The 16,830-nt window shown below is 67.8% G+C and carries 14 protein-coding genes; 12 read left to right on the forward strand and 2 right to left on the reverse strand.

Translation table 11 applies throughout. The annotated features are described in order from the left end of the window. Window positions 1-7 precede the first annotated feature (7 nt). The 4 genes from eccCa (at window position 8) to QQ25_RS08215 (ending at window position 5,642) form a co-directional block, all read left to right on the forward strand. Window positions 8-3,778, forward strand: coding sequence for a type VII secretion protein EccCa (gene eccCa / locus QQ25_RS08200; RefSeq protein ID WP_409371006.1), 3,771 nt, complete (start codon window positions 8-10; stop codon window positions 3,776-3,778). After that, entirely contained in the window at window positions 3,778-4,932 is a 1,155-nt protein-coding gene (locus QQ25_RS08205; RefSeq protein WP_039378619.1) for a type VII secretion-associated protein, read from the forward strand. Before eccCa ends, QQ25_RS08205 begins: the two co-directional genes overlap by 1 nt. Window positions 4,933-5,009: 77 nt before the next feature. Beyond that, the gene (locus QQ25_RS08210) at window positions 5,010-5,333 is read left to right on the forward strand and encodes a WXG100 family type VII secretion target (RefSeq protein ID WP_039378182.1); all 324 of its coding nucleotides are present in this window, start codon (window positions 5,010-5,012) and stop codon (window positions 5,331-5,333) included. Window positions 5,334-5,345: 12 nt separating this feature from the next. Beyond that, window positions 5,346-5,642 (forward strand): WXG100 family type VII secretion target, encoded by a 297-nt coding sequence (locus QQ25_RS08215; protein ID WP_039317055.1) that lies wholly within the window; start codon window positions 5,346-5,348, stop codon window positions 5,640-5,642. Between the two features lie 72 nt (window positions 5,643-5,714). On the opposite strand, the gene QQ25_RS08220 is transcribed toward QQ25_RS08215, so the two are convergent. Next, window positions 5,715-7,106 (reverse strand): DEAD/DEAH box helicase, encoded by a 1,392-nt coding sequence (locus tag QQ25_RS08220; RefSeq protein ID WP_039378183.1) that lies wholly within the window; start codon window positions 7,104-7,106, stop codon window positions 5,715-5,717. A gap of 282 nt (window positions 7,107-7,388) precedes the next feature. Here QQ25_RS08220 and QQ25_RS08225 point away from each other — a divergent pair, with 282 nt between their 5' ends. From QQ25_RS08225 to QQ25_RS08235, 3 genes are all read left to right on the forward strand, one after another. Next, the gene (locus QQ25_RS08225) at window positions 7,389-8,693 is read left to right on the forward strand and encodes a helix-turn-helix domain-containing protein (protein ID WP_110803639.1); all 1,305 of its coding nucleotides are present in this window, start codon (window positions 7,389-7,391) and stop codon (window positions 8,691-8,693) included. Between the two features lie 163 nt (window positions 8,694-8,856). After that, entirely contained in the window at window positions 8,857-10,380 is a 1,524-nt protein-coding gene (adh, locus tag QQ25_RS08230; protein WP_039317059.1) for an aldehyde dehydrogenase, read from the forward strand. Between the two features lie 86 nt (window positions 10,381-10,466). Then, entirely contained in the window at window positions 10,467-10,865 is a 399-nt protein-coding gene (locus QQ25_RS08235; RefSeq protein WP_039378184.1) for a GlcG/HbpS family heme-binding protein, read from the forward strand. A gap of 46 nt (window positions 10,866-10,911) precedes the next feature. On the opposite strand, the gene QQ25_RS08240 is transcribed toward QQ25_RS08235, so the two are convergent. Further along, entirely contained in the window at window positions 10,912-11,688 is a 777-nt protein-coding gene (locus tag QQ25_RS08240) for a (2Fe-2S)-binding protein (protein ID WP_234711874.1), read from the reverse strand. A gap of 65 nt (window positions 11,689-11,753) precedes the next feature. Here QQ25_RS08240 and QQ25_RS08245 point away from each other — a divergent pair, with 65 nt between their 5' ends. From QQ25_RS08245 to QQ25_RS08265, 5 genes are read left to right on the forward strand one after another with little or no spacing between them, the layout of a single operon-like run. Continuing rightward, entirely contained in the window at window positions 11,754-12,182 is a 429-nt protein-coding gene (locus tag QQ25_RS08245) for a diol dehydratase small subunit (protein WP_039317061.1), read from the forward strand. A gap of 9 nt (window positions 12,183-12,191) precedes the next feature. After that, window positions 12,192-13,904, forward strand: a complete 1,713-nt coding sequence (locus QQ25_RS08250) for a propanediol/glycerol family dehydratase large subunit (protein WP_039317062.1) — start codon at window positions 12,192-12,194, stop codon at window positions 13,902-13,904. A 1-nt stretch (window position 13,905) separates the two neighbouring features. Continuing rightward, complete coding sequence (locus QQ25_RS08255; RefSeq protein ID WP_039317063.1) at window positions 13,906-14,496, forward strand: propanediol/glycerol family dehydratase medium subunit; 591 nt, start codon at window positions 13,906-13,908, stop codon at window positions 14,494-14,496. Beyond that, window positions 14,496-16,361, forward strand: a complete 1,866-nt coding sequence (locus QQ25_RS08260) for a diol dehydratase reactivase subunit alpha (protein WP_039378185.1) — start codon at window positions 14,496-14,498, stop codon at window positions 16,359-16,361. The genes QQ25_RS08255 and QQ25_RS08260 overlap by 1 nt, the downstream gene beginning before the upstream one ends. Beyond that, window positions 16,351-16,758 (forward strand): glycerol dehydratase reactivase beta/small subunit family protein, encoded by a 408-nt coding sequence (locus QQ25_RS08265; protein WP_234706050.1) that lies wholly within the window; start codon window positions 16,351-16,353, stop codon window positions 16,756-16,758. Before QQ25_RS08260 ends, QQ25_RS08265 begins: the two co-directional genes overlap by 11 nt. Window positions 16,759-16,830 lie beyond the last annotated feature (72 nt).

Below are 16,830 nucleotides of genomic sequence, written 5' to 3' on the forward strand. Positions count from 1 at the left end.
CGTCCAAATGTCGATGGAAACCATCAGCACACCGCAGTCCCCGGGCGGGCTTCCTGCGGCGGAACCACCGAGCGGGGAGTTGGTGATCGACGCGCCGCCCGCGCTGCCTCGCCACACCCCGGGTGGTGTGCTGACCAGATTGTTGCCGCTGATGCTCGTGGTCGCGATGGCCGGAATGATCGCGGTGTACGTCACTTCGGGCGCGGCTGCCGGTCGCGGCCCGGCGTCTGCGATGTTCCCCATCATGATGGTGATGTCGGCGATCGGCGCGGCCGCCTACAGTTTCAGGAGCGACGGTCGGGCGCGGCAACTCCACCGTGACCGCTGCGAGTATCTGCGTTACCTCGACGGCATCGACGCCGTGGCCGCTGAAACCGGCCGTTCGCAGTGGTTGGGCCTGCATGGCGAGCATCCCGCGCCCGCATGCCTGTGGACGCTCGCCGGGGGCGACCAGATGTGGAAACGTCGCCCTGGTGACGCCGAGTTCTGCGTGGTGCGGATCGGGGTGGGGGAGCGGTCGCTGACCACGCGTCTGGTCGCCGGTGGCACGGACCGGGGAAGCGATACCGATCCCGTGACGGCATCGGCTCTGGCCCAGCTGATCCGGCGCCGGTCAACGGTCACCGATGCGCCATGGACGGTGGACCTGGCCAGTTTCGGCCGTATCGGTGTGTTCGGGCCGCACCAGAGGGCCCGAGCTCTGCTGCGGGCGATGATCTGTCAGCTGGCCACTGCGCACAGCCCGCGACACCTCCGCATCGCGGCCATTGTCGACGCGGCGACAGTGTGTCACTGGGAGTGGCTGAAATGGCTTGCTCACCATCGGTATTCCGCTGCTGGAACGGACATCGCGATGTTACGGTCGCGCACGCTCGATGCCCTGCCGCCCGCGGCGCCGGGAGTGCACACCGTCGTCATCGTGGACTCGGCTTCGGCCGGGACGCCCGCGTCCGGTGCCGGTGTCACCCAGCTGGTGATCGCGGGCCCCGGCGGCACCGAGACGACCGGCGCTGATCTGAATCTGGATGTCGGCCTGGATGAAATGCCATGCGGTGGTGCCGTGATTCGGCCCGACCAGATGACACACGGGCAGGCCGTCACGTGTGCCCGGAGACTGGCGCGCTACCGCAGCACGCCGGCTTCCGCTGACTCCGGGTGGCCGGCACTGATCGGTATCGGCGACCCTGCCGTGTTCGATCCGCTCAACGGTTGGACACCAACGGATCCGCGACGGTTCCTTCGAGTTCCGGTAGGCCGGTGTGCCGACGGCACGCCGCTACACCTCGACCTCAAGGAAGCCGCACACGACGGCATGGGGCCCCACGGGTTGTGCGTGGGGGCCACCGGATCGGGGAAATCCGAGTTTCTGCGTACGTTGGTGCTCGGCCTGATCGCCACGCACCCGCCCGAGGCGCTCAACCTCATCCTTGTCGATTTCAAGGGCGGTGCAACGTTTCTCGGACTGCACAAGGCACGTCACATCAGCGCGCTGATCACCAACCTGGCACAGGAGGCGCCGTTGGTGGCGCGCATGGCCGACGCGCTGGCCGGGGAGATGACGCGCCGCCAGGAGTTGCTCCGTGCGGCCGGGAACCTGGCCAACATCGCCGAGTACCGAAGCCGGGCCGATCTCCCGGCGCTGCCGGCCCTGCTGATCGTGGTGGACGAGTTCTCTGAACTGCTGCAGCAGCACCCGGATTTCGCCGAACTGTTCGTGGCGATCGGCCGGCTCGGGAGATCGCTGGGCATGCACCTGCTGCTGGCCAGTCAGCGCCTCGACGAAGGCAGGCTGCGCGGACTGGAAAGCCACCTGTCATACCGCATATGCCTCAAGACGTTCTCGCCCAGCGAATCCCGGTCGGTGCTCGGTGTCGCCGATGCCTACGACCTGCCCAACAGCCCGGGCGCGGCCTACCTCAAGTCGCCGTCCGGCGAGATCACCAGATTCCAGACCGCGTTCGTCTCAGAAGCATGTTCAGGGCCCGAGCCGCCGCCACACGTAGCGCCGGCGGTAGCGCGGCCGGGGAGATTCACCGGCTCCTGGACACAGAACCAGCGCCGCCCTGCGGCACCGGCCACCACCACCGTCCTGCAACAGGTGGTCGACCGGCTCGCCACTTACGGCACCCCGGCCCATCAGGTCTGGCTGCCGCCGCTGCCGCCCGCCGTCCCGCTCAGCGACGTGTTGTTGTCCGATTCCGAGCCGTTGTCTGTGGCGGTCGGGCTCATCGACTGTCCCTTCGACCAGCGTCGGGATCGGCTGATGCTGTCGCTGGGCACCGCCCGGGGCAACATGGCGATCGTCGGCGGGCCGCAATCCGGAAAGTCCACGGCCGCCAAGACTGTGGCAGTTGCACTGGCGGCGACGCATCATCCGCGCGATGTGGCGATCTACTGTCTGGACTTCGGTGGTGGAGCGTTGAGTGCGCTACACGCGTTGCCGCACGTGGGTGCGGTGGCCGGCCGGGCCGACGCCGACCTGGTCCGGCGTACCGTAGCCGAGTTCCATGCCCTGGTCAGCATCCGCGAAGCCCGTTTCACCGCCCTCGGCATCGGCTCCATGGCCGAGTACCGGGCACGACGCCGTACCGGCGAGATCGATGATCCGTACGGAGATGTGTTCCTGATCGTCGACGGCTGGTCGACGTTCCGCGGGCAATTCGAATCCCTCGAACAGCCGATCACTGCGCTTGCACTACAGGGGCTTTCGCTCGGTGTCCACGTGGTCGTGACGGCCTCGCGGTGGGCGGAGTTCCGTCCGGCGCTCAAGGATCAGTTGGGAACTCGCATCGAGTTGCGGCTCGGCGATCCGGCCGAATCCGAGGTGGACCGCAAACGTGCCAGGCAACTGCCCCAGAGCGCGCCGGGGCGCGGGCTCACCTGTGATGGCCGCGAACTGCTGATCGCGCTGCCACGGTTGGACGGCACACCGGGAGACACCGGGATCGGCGACGCGCTGGCACGGATAGGGGACACCCTGCGCCTGCAGTACGGTGCCGCTGCGGCGCCGGCGATCCGGCTGTTGCCTGCCCGCGTGTATGCCCGCGAGCTCAGCCCGGTGCCGCGGAACCGGCCCGCCACCGAAGTGCCACTGGGCGTCGGTGAGCGTGAGCTGGCACCGGTGTCGGTCGACTTCGCAGCCCAGACCAATTTGTTGATCCTCGGCGACGCCGGCTGTGGCAAGTCCACGGCGCTGCGCACCCTGTGCTGCGAGCTGGTGGCCGGCAACGACCCGGCGAGCGTGCAGCTGGTGATCGTGGACTTCCGGCGGGCCCTGCTGGGAACGGTCGAATCGGAGCATCTGGCCGGTTATGCACCCTCGGCGGGTGCGCTGGATGTCATCTTGCCGAGAGTGCTTGAGACACTGAGGGATAGGATGCCGACGCCTGAGGTCAGCCAACGGCAGCTCCGGGACCGCTCGTGGTGGAGCGGGCCGGAACTGTATGTCGTGGTCGACGATTACGACCTGGTGGCCGGTGGCGCGGCGAACCCGCTGTCGGCGGTGTTGCCTTACCTGCCGCATGCCCGTGACCTCGGGCTGCACCTGATGCTGGCTCGCCGTTCGGGCGGAGCGGCGCGGGCGATGTTCGATCCGGTCTTGGGCACCGTCAGAGACCTCGGCTGTATGGGCCTGATGATGAGCGCGGGCCCCGACGACGGTGTGCTGCTGGGATCGGTACGGCCGGTTCGGCTTCCGCCTGGACGCGGCACCCTGATCACCCGTGCGGCGGCGGATCAACTGGTTCAGGTCGCGCTGCCCGCCGGGCCGGACGGGTGATGACCTCGACCATCGTCGAGGTGGGTCCGGTGACCGTGCGTGGCCCCGGTCCGGACTCAGACCTCGCCGCCATTGCGGTGGCCGGGATAGATGACGAGATCACCCTCGTCGACGACGAGCCGGTTGCGGTGGCGGACCTGTGGGTCCAGGTGCTCGACGCCGCGGCCGCCGGGGCTTGTCGACTCACCTTGGTGTGCCCCACCTGGTGGACCGCCGTTCAGCGTGACCGGGTGCGGGCCGCGGCGGCCAGCAGCGGTGCTGAAGTTGTTGTGATGCAGCGGGTTCAGGCGGTCAGCGCGACGCTGACGAGTGAGCTCTGGGTAGTGGTCGAGATCGCCGACGAGGTCGTTGTGGTATCGGCCGCCGCTGCCGCAGGCGTGACACTGGCCCGCCACGCCGAGGGTGATCCGGATCCGGAGGCAGTGGTACGCGCCGTGATCGCGATCGCCGGCGCATCGGCCGAGGTTGCCGTCGATGCCCCGGCACAGGTTGCCGGCGCGGCGGCCCTGGGCAGCGCGGTGATGGCCGGACTGCGCCGCCGCGGCGTGAATGTCCGCCTGGCCGACGCCCAGACGTGGCGCGAGGCGCTCGTGGGCCCGGGCACCCCGGCCGTCGCCGGTCCCGCCGGCAGGCGAGGGCGGGCGGGCCGGCTGGTGATCGGTGCGGCAACGACTTTGGCCGCGGTGCTGGGTGCGGTCGCTTTCACCGCCACCGGCGGGCCCGGCGACGACGGCGCGATGACGGTCCTCGTCGAGGGCCGGGTAGGTATGCAGATTCCTGCCGGATGGTCCGTTCAGCGCGTCACCGACGGGCCGGGATCCGCTCGGGTCGAGGTGGTTTCACCAAGCGATCCGCAGGTGAGGATCCACGTGACCCAGTCCGGCGTAGGCGAAGGCGCCGTGGCCGACACCCTGCGACGAGCGCTTGAGGAGCAGTCCGCGGGGGTGTTCGTCGACTTCGATCCGGCCGCGGTCATCGCGGCGCGCCCGGTGGTCAGTTACCGGGAGGTCCGCCCCGGCCGGGAGATTCGGTGGGCGGTGTTCGTCGACAGGGCGGTCCGGATCGCGATCGGGTGCCAGAGCGCACCCGGGCACGCGGCGGCGGTGCGGTCGGCGTGCGAGGCGGCCACCCGGTCGGCACACGCGACCTCCTGAGATCGGATGGAACCGAAACGGCCCGCGCTGCGTCGAATTGTTATATCCCGCAAGACAAGACCGGAGGGTCAGAGGACATGTCACCAGGATCGACGGGGCCGTTGGGCACCGACTTCGAGGTAATGACGAGCGTGGCCAACCGGATCGACGTCCTCAACGACGACGTCCGGGCCATGCTGCAGATGTTCATCGGGAAGATGAGCAGCGTGCCCCCGTCGGTTTGGGGTGGCGTGGCGGCCGCGCGCTTTCGCGATGTGGTCGACCGCTGGAACGGTGAATCGCTGACGCTGTACTCCACGCTGAGCCGTATCGCCGAGACCATCCGGACCAACGAGCGCACGTTGCGCGCTGCGGCGGAGGTCCACGCACAGCGTCTCGGCACCGTCGGCGACGGCATCTGAGCGGCTGCGAACATGGATCACGTGCTGTCCTACGACTTCGGCGAGATCGAGTACTCCGTCCGCCAGGAGATCCACACCACCTCGAGCCGATTCAACGCGGCTCTGGATGAATTGCGTTCGCAGATCGCGCCTCTGCAACAGGTCTGGACCCGTGAGGCGGCGCAGGCCTATGCCGTCGAACAGGCCCGGTGGAACCGCGCGGCGGCGGCACTCAACGACATCCTGGTCTCACTCGGCAATGCGGTGCGCGACGGTGCCGACGAGGTGGCCGCCACCGATCGCAGCGCCGCCAATGCGTGGGGAATTTGAGGCAGTAGGCCTCGAGGAGCCGGTGCGGTCCCGTTCGGTGGAGAGGACCGAGCGGGACCGCACACTTCCGATCTAGCGGCTCGAGTTGGTTTCGCCTGCCCTGCGCGGACGGCGGTGTCCACCGCGCTGTTGTCCGCCGCCACCGGCACCGGACCGCGCCACCGGGGCACCGCCGTTGCGGGAGGACCCATTCGGGCGACTGCGGCGCTGCTGCTGACCCGACTTGCCCGGCTGCGCGGACTGACGGCGCGGCGCCTGCGCGTGCTGCGTGACCGGCTCGGAACGGATGGGGTCACCGAAAACCCGGTCCCCGGGGGCGATCTCGCGAAGCACCGGATGATCGATGCCGTTCACCCGGGTGATCGTCGGCTTGACCCCGGCCTTCTTGGTCAGGGTGCGGACGTCGGAAACCTGCGCATCATGCATCAGGGTCACCACGGTGCCCTCGTTCCCGGCGCGGGCGGTCCGCCCGGACCGGTGCAGGTAGGCCTTGTGCTCGACCGGCGGGTCGGCATGCACGACGAGGCTGACATCGTCGACGTGGATGCCACGGGCGGCGATGTCGGTGGCCACCAGGACTGCGGCCGATCCGTCGGAGAACGCGGTCAGGTTGCGGGTGCGGGCATTCTGGGACAGGTTGCCGTGCAGTTCAACGGCCGAGACACCGCGTGAATTCAATTGACGGGTCAGGTTTTTCGCGCCGTGCTTGGTGCGGGCGAACACGATGGTGCGGCCCGGTGCGGCGGCCAGATCGGCAACGACGTTGATCCGTGCGGCGTTGTCCACGTGCAGCACGTGGTGCACCATCGCGCTGACCGGTGACTGTGCCGAATCGACGCTGTGCACCACGGGGTCGTGCAGGTAGCGCTTGACCAGCACATCGACCCCGGCGTCGAGAGTGGCCGAGAACAGCAGGCGCTGGCAGTTTTTCGGCGTGCGGTCCAGCAGCCGCTTCACGCCGGGCAGGAAGCCGAGGTCGGCCATGTGGTCGGCCTCGTCGAGCACGGTGACCTCGACCGCGGACAGGTCCGCGTGGCCGGACCGCATGTGGTCTTCGAGCCGGCCCGGGCAGGCGATCACGATGTCGACGCCGCCGCGGAGCGCGGAGATCTGCGGGTTGGCGCCCACACCACCGAAGATGTTGACCGACCGCAGGCCTGTGGCCTTGGCCAGCGGGGCCAGCGAGGCCTCGATCTGGGTGACCAGTTCGCGGGTGGGCGCCAGGATCAGCGCACGCGGCCGGTTGGCTGCGCGACGGGTGCCGCTGGTCGCCAACCGTGCCACCAGGGGCAACAGGAATGCGTAGGTCTTGCCTGACCCCGTGCGGCCGCGGCCCAGCACGTCGCGCCCCTTCAGTGAATCAGGCAGGGTCGCGGCCTGGATCGGGAACGGGGACTGGACCCCGCTCGCGGCGAGGGTGGCGACGATCTCGGCGGGCAGGCCGAGTTCGGCGAAAGTGGGCACAGCGGTGCCAGGGGTCTCTTGGACAGACAAAATGAAAGCTCCGAAAATAGAGGGCGGTCGTCCTGCCCGGCGCGAGTGACATCTCGCGGCGCTCGGTGTGACGATCGAGAAGGCGGCAAAGGCAGAACAGGCATGCCGCTGTTGTCCAACTATACGGGTCCCGGGGTGGATTCCCCGCTTCCTGGTGGTGGACCTGCTGGTGGTATCCATCACAGGCCGGGCTGGTCAACTATCCTGGCGGTTACGCGTGAATGCCATGTCAATGGCCCGACGCCGGGAGAGATGATCGCCGTGGCCGCATCGAGGAACGCGGGAGGCCGGGTGTCTACCCGAGCGCTGCCCGCGAAGGTGCGCGCTGTCCACGACCTGTTCATCGAAGGCCAGGTGGACGCCGATTATCTGGATTCCACCCCGGTCCGCCGCGTCATCGCCGAGAGCTGGCAGCGCAGCCTGGCCACCGGGGTGGACCCCGACCTGGGCGCTCGCGCCGCCGCTGCGGCGGCCGCGTTGACCGAATTGCGCAACACCCATCCGCTCGCACCCACCCTGCCGTTGATCCGCCGCCTGCTGGTCGACGATGCCGTCGACGCCGGGGTGGTGGTCGCGATCACCGCGGCCGACGGCACGCTGCTGTGGGTCGAGGGCGACGCCGGCGTTCGCCGCAAGGCGGAGGCGATGAACTTCGTGCCCGGATCGGACTGGAGCGAGCGATCGGCCGGGACGAACGCACCCGGCACCGCGCTGGCGCTCGACCGTGAGCTGCAGATCCAGGGGACCGAGCACTTCTCTCGCATCATGCACTCGTGGAGTTGTTCGGCGGTTCCGGTGCATGACCCGGCCACCGGGGTGCTGCTGGGTGCCATCGATCTGACCGGTGGCTCGGCCGTCGCGACGCCGCAGACATTGGCGCTGGTCAGAGCCACCGCGGTCGCTGTCGAGAACCAGCTGGCCCTGCTGCGCCTCACCGGACCCGCCACGCCGGCGGCGCCTGAGGGGGCCCGGTTGACGGTGCTGGGCGCCGACCGCCCGCGCTGGCAGACGACCGATGGCGCGGGCCGGTCCCAGTCGAGCGGGCTGACCGGCCGCCACGCCGACATCCTGGTGCTGCTGCTCCGGCACCCCGAGGGGCTGAGCGCCGATCACCTGGCCATGCTGCTCGACGACAAGGACCTCGACGTTGTCACCGTGCGAGCCGAGGTGTCGCGGCTGCGCCGGGTCATCGGCAGCACCTACATCGAGTCCAGGCCCTATCGGCTGTTGGCACCGGTGGCCAGCGATATGGGCGATGTCTTCGACGCGCTGCAGGCGGGGAACCTCTCGGCTGCCCTCGACGCCTACTCGGGGGCGTTGTTGCCGCAATCGGTCTCGCCGGCCATCGCGCGGCTGCGCACCGAGCTGAGCGCCAGCCTGCGCGAAGCGGTGCTGGCGGCGGGGGACCTGCGCCTGCTGCGGCGGTGGTTGTCGCTGCCCGACGGCCGTGACGATCGCCAGGGTTGGCGGGTGCTGCACGACCATGCCGAGGCCGATCCCGTCGCCCGCGCACAGGCCCGCGGTCACCTGGCCGGGATCGATTCCGAACTGGGCTGACAGCCGGCCGCTGAGCTGGATCGTCGGCTCGCCGACGGGCTGGATTGTCGGCTCGCCGACGCATTGCAACGGTGGGTCCAACGTGTGCAACTGTGCTGCAACCTGCTGCTGAGTACCTTTAGTGACGACCGACACACCTGGTGTCCGAAAGCAGGAGATTGCCATGACTGTTTATGCACGTCCGGGTACCGAAGGCGCCCTGATGTCGTTCGATGCCCGCTATGACAACTACATCGGTGGAGAGTGGGTCGCCCCGGCCGAGGGCCGCTACTTCGAGAACCCGACACCGGTCACCGGCCAGGTGTTCTGCGAGGTGGCCCGCTCCAGCGAGGCCGACGTCGAGAAGGCGCTGGACGCCGCCCACGCCGCCGCACCGGCCTGGGGCAAGACCTCGCCGGCCGAGCGCGCCGTCATCCTCAACAAGATCGCCGACCGCATCGAGGAGAACCTCGAATCCGTGGCGCTGGCCGAGTCGTGGGACAACGGCAAGCCGATCCGCGAGACGCTGAACGCCGACATCCCGCTCGCGGTCGACCACTTCCGGTACTTCGCCGGTGTGCTACGCGCCCAGGAAGGCTCGCTGTCGCAGATCGACGAGGACACCGTCGCCTACCACTTCCATGAGCCGCTCGGCGTGGTCGGTCAGATCATCCCCTGGAACTTCCCGATCCTGATGGCGGTGTGGAAGCTGGCGCCGGCACTGGCCGCCGGCAACGCGGTGGTGCTCAAACCTGCTGAGCAGACCCCGGTTTCGGTGCTCTATTTGATGTCGTTGATCGGTGACCTGCTGCCCGCCGGTGTGATCAACGTGGTCAACGGGTTCGGTGTCGAGTGCGGCAAGCCTTTGGCCTCGAGCAACCGGATCGCCAAGATCGCGTTCACCGGTGAGACCACTACGGGCCGGCTGATCATGCAGTACGCCAGCCAGAACCTGATCCCCGTGACGCTCGAGCTGGGTGGCAAGAGCCCGAACATCTTCTTCTCCGATGTGCTGGCCGCCGCCGACGATTTCCAGGACAAGGCCCTGGAAGGGTTCACCATGTTCGCCCTCAACCAGGGTGAGGTGTGCACCTGCCCGTCGCGGTCGCTGATCCAGGCCGACATCTACGACGAGTTCCTGGAGTTGGCCGCCATCCGCACCAAGGCCGTGCGCCAGGGTGACCCGCTGGACACCGAGACGATGATCGGTGCGCAGGCCTCCAACGACCAGCTGGAGAAGATCCTGTCCTACATCGAGATCGGCAAATCCGAAGGCGCCCAACTGATCACCGGTGGTGAGCGGGCCGACCTCGGTGGCGACCTGGCCGGCGGCTTCTACGTGGCGCCGACGATCTTCACCGGGCACAACAAGATGCGGCTGTTCCAGGAGGAGATCTTCGGGCCGGTCGTGGCGGTCACGTCGTTCACCGATTACGACGACGCCATCTCGATCGCCAACGACACCCTCTACGGCCTTGGCGCCGGAGTGTGGAGCCGCAACGGCAACACCGCCTACCGCGCCGGACGTGACATCAAGGCCGGCCGGGTGTGGACCAACTGCTACCACGCATACCCCGCGCATGCGGCGTTCGGTGGCTACAAGCAGTCCGGTATCGGACGGGAAAACCACAAGATGATGCTCGATCACTACCAGCAGACCAAGAACCTGCTGGTGAGTTACGCCAACAAGGCGCAGGGCTTCTTCTAAATCCACCCTCGAACGTGAGCTTGTGTGCGAAAAATCCCGCAGAACTCGCACACAAGCTCACTTTCGTCCGCCCGAAAGGACTTTCGATGACGTCTCTACCCCTGGATACCGCGCACAAGGTGATCGATGCCGCCATCGCCAAAGCGGTGGAGATCGGCCAGCCGATGAACATCGCCGTCGTTGACGACGGCGGCCATCTGGTCGCGTTCGCGCGGATGGACGGCGCCATCAAGGCAAGCATCGACATCTCGATCCGCAAGGCGCGTACCTCGGTGATGATGAACCTGCCCACCAGCGCCCTGACCGCCGCGGTGCAGCCGGGCGCGGAACTCTATGGCCTGGAGCAGACTTCGGGCGGACTCGTGGTGTTCGGTGGCGGGCTGCTTCTGGAGGTCGACGGGGCCGTGGTCGGTGCGATCGGTGTCAGCGCGGGCAGCGTCGAGCAGGACGTGTCGGTGGCGGAGGCCGGTGTCGCGGCAATTTGACCGGGGCCGGCGTCGCGGCAATTTGACCGGGGCCGGTGGCGCGGTGCTATGAGTCTGTGAAAATGCAGTCGCCGCAGTAGCCGCCACCGGGAATCCGGTAGTACAGACAGCAATTCCGACGCATGAACCGGCCACCCACGAACTCGGCCGCACCGGACAGCGGATGCGCCGCGAGCAGTGCCGCGATCAACGCGCGGCCACGTGGTTCATCCTGCGGCCTGGACATCGACAGCACCGTCACCGCACCGTTGGCCGCCGACGCGATGTTTCCCCAAAGCACTTGCGGGGAAAGGGCCGTCGCAGATCGCATGGTCTCGTTGAGCGGACACAGCACGCCCTCGACGATCGAATCGATGATGGCCGCGGCCGCCTGCTCTGAGCCGGTCACCGCCACCCAGTCGAGGTGCGTCACACCCAGGATCGGCCGGTGTGATGAATCCCGTTGCCAACGAATCGAATCCGGGCCCAATAGCGGGACGGTGTGCAGGCACACCGCGGCGCCCACCACCGGGGACAACAGCCGAGCCGTGATCGACAGGTGCGCCGAGGATGCCGCAGCCTTGATCGGTACGTCCGCTGTGCCCACACCCATCGACGCTGCGATCGCCGTCCGGGTCAGGTCCGCGTAGTCGCGTACCGTCGCGGCGTCGCTCAGCAGTGAGGTGATCGGCATCCACGTATCGCCGTCGGCGGCCGGCAGGACGAAGAACTCGCCAAGCGGTGCCAGAGAGCCGAATCCGGGAACGTCCATCGTCGGCACAGGGTAGCCGCTGCCGACGGCGACGACCCTGATCGAGCCACTGACCTGCGGCGCAACCCTCATGCAACGTGATGCAGCGCACAATCAAACAGACACACTGGCCGAGTCACACCAGTTGGGAGCAATGCATGACAGAACCGATCCTCGATCCCTCGGTGGACTATCCGCTGAGCAGCAATCGCAAGGACCTGCTCTTCACACCCAACGGCAGGCCGATCGACGCCATCACGATGGAGGCGGTGATGGCCGGTGACGTGGAGGCCTCGGATCTGCGCATCACCCCGCAGACTCTGCGGCTACAGGCGCAGATCGCGGAGAAGGTGGGGCGCAAGCAGCTCGGCGGCAACCTACGACGGGCCGCGGAGATGACCGCGATCAGTGACGAGCGGGTGCTGCAGATCTACAACGCGTTGCGGCCCAACGCCTCGACCAAGGCTGAGCTCGACTCGATCGCCGACGAACTCGACACGCAGTACGGCGCGACGTTGCTGGCCGGGCTGGTGCGTGAGGCAGCCGACGTGTACGAGCGCCGCGACATTCTGGCCACCAGCGATTAGGAGACACCTGTGACGACAGCCAGAAACCTCGGCGCCCACAGCGGACGGCAGTCCGAGCGGACGAAGGTACTGGAGGACCGCCCGGTCAATCTCGACGGCTTCGTGCAGGAGTGGCCCGAGGTCGGAATGGTGGCGCTGGACAGCGAATTCGACCCGGCACCCAGCGTGCGGGTCGTCGACGGGACGATCGTCGAGATGGACGGCCGGGAGCGCGCCGATTTCGACTTCATCGACCAGTTCATCGCCGATCACGCGATCGACGTCGCCACCACCGAGCAGTCCATGGCGATCCCCGCGGCGGAGATCGCCGGCATGCTGGTCGATCCCCGCGTCACCCGCGACGAGGTGATCGCGGTGACGGGCGGGCTGACGCCGGCCAAGCTGCTGGAAGTCATGAAGACGATGAACATCGTCGAGATCATGATGGGCATGCAGAAGATGAGGGCCCGCCGCACCCCGGCGAACCAGGCTCATTGCACCAGCGCACGCGACAACCCGCTTCAGGTCGCATGTGAGGCCGCCGAGGCGTCGCTGCGCGGATTCTCGGAAGTGGAAACGACTTTGGGCGTGGTGCGGTACGCCCCGCTGGTCGCGATGGCGCTGCAGATCGGCAGCCAGGTCGGTACCGGCGGGCGGCTTACCCAGTGCGCGCTGGAGGAGGCCACCGAGCTCGAGTTGGGTATGCGTGGCATCACCGCGTACGCCGAGACGATTTCGGTCTACGGCACCGAGTCGGTGTTCGTCGACGGCGATGACACCCCGTGGTCCAAGGCGTTCCTGGCGGCGGCCTACGCCTCGCGTGGCATCAAGATGCGGTTCACCTCCGGCACCGGTTCCGAGGTGCAGATGGGCAACGCCGAGGGCCGGTCCATGCTGTACCTGGAGATTCGCTGCATCCTGGTGGCCAAAGGCGCAGGCGTGCAAGGACTGCAGAACGGCTCGATCTCGTGTATCGGCGTGCCCGGAGCGGTGCCGGCCGGCATCCGTGCGGTGGCCGCCGAGAACCTCGTCGCCTCGGCGGTGGATCTCGAGTGCGCGTCGGGCAACGACCAGTCGTTCTCCCACTCGCCGATGCGGCGCACGGCCCGGCTGCTGCCGCAGCTGATGCCGGGCACCGACTTCATCACGTCGGGCTATTCGGCAACGCCGAACTACGACAACATGTTCGCCGGATCCAACGTGGACGCGGAGGATTTCGACGACTTCAACACGATTCAGCGTGACCTGCAGGTCGACGGTGGTCTGCGCCATGTCAACGAGGCCGAGATCCTCGCAGTGCGCCACCGCGCGGGCAAGGCATTGCAGGCCGTCTTCCGTTACCTGGACCTGCCGTCGATCTCGGACGCCGAGATCGAGGCCGCCGTCTATGCCCACGGTAGCCGCGAACTCATCCCGCGCGACGTGCTGGAGGATCTCAAGGGCGCCCAGCAGGTGATGGACCGCAATGTGACCGGTCTGGACCTGGTGAAGGCACTCGAGTCGACGGGGTTCACCGATGTCGCCGAGAATCTGCTGACCGTTCTGCGGCAGCGGGTTTCGGGTGATCTGCTGCAGACGTCGGCGATCATGACCCGCGATCTGCAGCCGCTGTCGGCGGTCAACGACCGCAACGACTACGCGGGTCCGGGCACCGGGTACCGGCCATCGGGTGCCCGGTGGGAGGAGATGAAACGGTTGCGTCACGTCACGAGTGCCGAGAACCCGGAACTGGAGGTCCAGTGACATGGCCCAGCGCACATTGACTTTCACCGGCGACTCGGCCGCAGAACCGGGCACGCGGTCCGATGAGGTGGTGCTGGCGATCTCGCCGGCATTCGCCGACTTCTTCAGCCAGACCATCGTCGGACTGTCGCATGCCGACGTGATCCGCGAGATCCTGGCCGGGATCGAGGAGCAGGAGGTTGCGGCGCGCTGCATCCGGATTCGGCACAGCAGTGACCTGGCGGTGGTGGCGCACACCGGCGCCAAACTTTCCGGATCGGGGATCGGCATCGGGATCCTGTCGCGAGGCACCGCGATGATCCACCAGCGCGATCTGCCCCGACTGTCCAGCCTGGAGCTGTTCCCGCAGAGCCCGCTGATGACGTTGGAGACCTACCGCAGCATCGGTTCCAATGCCGCGCAATACGCGAAAGGCGAGTCGCCCGAGCCGGTTCCGACGCTCAATGATCAGATGGCCCGGCCGCGCTGGCAGGCCAAGGCCGCGCTGCTGCATCTGAAGGAGACCGAGCAGATCCGCAAGAACGCCCGTCCCATCGAGGTGGTACCGGACTTCGGACAGATCGCCACTGTTCCCGGGGCACTGGGAACCTGATGGCACAGACCGTTGTCGGTGTCGACATCGGTAATTCGACGACCGAGGCCAGCGCCGCGACGATCGAACCGGACGGAACGGTGCGGTTCCTCGGTGCGGCGCTGACCTCGACCACCGGAATCAAGGGCACCACGGACAACGCCGACGGCGTCGCCGAGGCGGTGGCCCGGGCGTTCGATGCCGCCGGACTGCGGCTCGCGCAGTTGGATGTCGTGCTTCTCAACGAGGCCACGCCGGTCATCAGTGGCCTGGCGATGGAAACGATCACCGAAACCATCATCACCGAGTCGACCATGATCGGCCATGATCCGCGCACCCCGGGAGGCCGTGGTCTCGGCGTCGGGGTGACCGTGGCATTCGAGGAGCTGCCCCGGACCCCGTCCGGTGCAGACGTCATCGTGGTGGTCCCGAAGGGCGTGGATTTCGAGTTGGCCGCGCATGCCATCAATGCCGCCTGTGAGCGCGGGCTGAAGGTGACGGGCGCCATCCTGGGCAACGACGATGCCGTGCTGGTGGTGAATCGGCTGGCCGCCGTCATCCCGATCATCGACGAGGTGTCGCGAATCGACGCGGTCCCGGTGGGCATGCTCGCGGCCGTCGAGGTCGCCGGCCCCGGCCAGTCGATCCGTACCCTGTCCAATGCCTACGGTCTGGCGACGATCTTCGATCTCGACGCCGCCGCGACCAAGGTGGTTTCGCCTGTGGCCCGGGCGCTGACCGGCAACCGGTCCGCGGTCGTCGTGCGTACCCCGGCAGGGGACGTCGCCGACCGCACCATTCCTGTCGGTTCCCTTGCGCTGACGGGTGACCGGAAACGGGTCGCGGTCGACGTGTCCCGCGGTGCCGTCGAGATCATGGCCGCCGTCGAGAGGGTCAGCCCGTTGGCCGACGTCTCCGGTGAGGCCGGCACCAATACCGGCGGGATGATCGCCAACGTACGACAGAGCATGGCCGACCTGTCCGGGCACGCGCTGGCCGATGTCCGGATCCAGGATCTGCTCGCCGTCGACACCTTTGTGCCCCAGGAGGTTCGGGGCGGCGTCGCCGGGGAGGTGGCGCTGGAGAACGCGGTCGCCCTGGCGGCGATGGTGCGCACCAGGGAGAGCGGCATGCGGGCGGTCGCCGACGCGGTGCGGAGCAGGCTGCGCGCTGCAGGGGCGGACCACGTCGACGTGGTCGTCGGAGGAGTCGAGGCCGAGATGGCTGTGCTCGGGGCCCTCACCACGCCGGGTACCGACAAGCCTCTGGTGGTACTCGATCTCGGCGGCGGATCCACCGATGCGGCCACGATCGAGGCCGACGGATCCATCGAGGCGGTGCACCTGGCCGGTGCCGGTGATCTGGTCACCAGGCTGATCGACGCGGAGCTGGGGCTGGGCAATGTGGAGCTGGCCGAGGAGATCAAACGGTTTCCGCTGGGCAAGGCCGAGAGTTTCTTTCACGTACGGCTCGAGAACGGAACCGTGCAGTTCTTCGAGAAGCCGTTGCCGACAACGGCGTTCGCCAGAGTCGTCACGCTCGGGGAGTGCGCCATGAACCCCATCCCCACCCGGCATTCGATGGACCGGATCCGGATCGTACGTCGGGCCGCGAAAGAGCGGGTCTTCGTCGTCAACGCCCTGCGGGCGCTGAGGGCGATCGCACCCGGCGGTGATCTGCGTCAGATCGGTTTCGTGGTGCTGCTCGGCGGCTGCGCCCTGGATTTCGAGATTCCCGAGCTGATCGCCGACGCCCTGGCTCCGTACGGAATCGTCTGCGGCACAGGGAACGTACGCGGCACCGACGGGCCCCGTAACGCGGTGGCCACCGGTCTGGTGGCGTCTCATGCGGCCGCCCCGCCGGCGGGAGCTTCCGTTGGGGCGTGACGGTGGACAACCCGAACCGCCGGTGATCGTGGTGCTCAGTGCCGGTGGGCCGCTCGAGCGCGAGGTGGTCGCGGGCATCGAAGAGGAAGGCGTACCGTACGCGGTGCACGCCGCACCCAGCGGTGATACCGAAAGCGCGCTCTGTGCAACCGATCTGGCGATCGAGGCCGCGCAGCGTTCAACGCTGCAGGTCGGTGTTGGGCTGGGGGTGTCCGGGGATGTCTGCGTGCACCACGCCCGGCTCACCGGACCCTTGGCGGATCTGACGTCGGGAAGCGCCACCGGGGGCGAAACGGCACGGGCGTTGGGCCATAACGCCGCGCGCATCGTCGTCGGACTGCCGCTGAAACGAGTCGAATCACGGAGTCCGCGTACTCCAATACCGCGTTTGGGGTAGACAGGGCGGCCATCTCCGGAGATACTTCTCTGCAAAGGTTGGGAAACAGACCTTTAGGTGTGCTAGCTGAAA

It is taken from the genome of Mycolicibacterium setense (genome assembly GCF_000805385.1).
Classification (GTDB): domain Bacteria; phylum Actinomycetota; class Actinomycetes; order Mycobacteriales; family Mycobacteriaceae; genus Mycobacterium; species Mycobacterium setense.

Bases quoted from the DNA above. Each gene is read 5' to 3' on its own strand.
- eccCa (WP_409371006.1), top strand. From the start codon at position 8: ATGTCGATGGAAACCATCAGCACACCGCAGTCCCCGGGCGGGCTTCCT.
- QQ25_RS08205 (WP_039378619.1), top strand. From the start codon at position 3,778: ATGACCTCGACCATCGTCGAGGTGGGTCCGGTGACCGTGCGTGGCCCC.
- QQ25_RS08210 (WP_039378182.1), top strand. From the start codon at position 5,010: ATGTCACCAGGATCGACGGGGCCGTTGGGCACCGACTTCGAGGTAATG.
- QQ25_RS08215 (WP_039317055.1), top strand. From the start codon at position 5,346: ATGGATCACGTGCTGTCCTACGACTTCGGCGAGATCGAGTACTCCGTC.
- QQ25_RS08225 (WP_110803639.1), top strand. From the start codon at position 7,389: ATGATCGCCGTGGCCGCATCGAGGAACGCGGGAGGCCGGGTGTCTACC.
- adh (WP_039317059.1), top strand. From the start codon at position 8,857: ATGACTGTTTATGCACGTCCGGGTACCGAAGGCGCCCTGATGTCGTTC.
- QQ25_RS08235 (WP_039378184.1), top strand. From the start codon at position 10,467: ATGACGTCTCTACCCCTGGATACCGCGCACAAGGTGATCGATGCCGCC.
- QQ25_RS08240 (WP_234711874.1), bottom strand. From the start codon at position 11,688: ATGAGGGTTGCGCCGCAGGTCAGTGGCTCGATCAGGGTCGTCGCCGTC.
- QQ25_RS08245 (WP_039317061.1), top strand. From the start codon at position 11,754: ATGACAGAACCGATCCTCGATCCCTCGGTGGACTATCCGCTGAGCAGC.
- QQ25_RS08255 (WP_039317063.1), top strand. From the start codon at position 13,906: ATGGCCCAGCGCACATTGACTTTCACCGGCGACTCGGCCGCAGAACCG.
- QQ25_RS08260 (WP_039378185.1), top strand. From the start codon at position 14,496: ATGGCACAGACCGTTGTCGGTGTCGACATCGGTAATTCGACGACCGAG.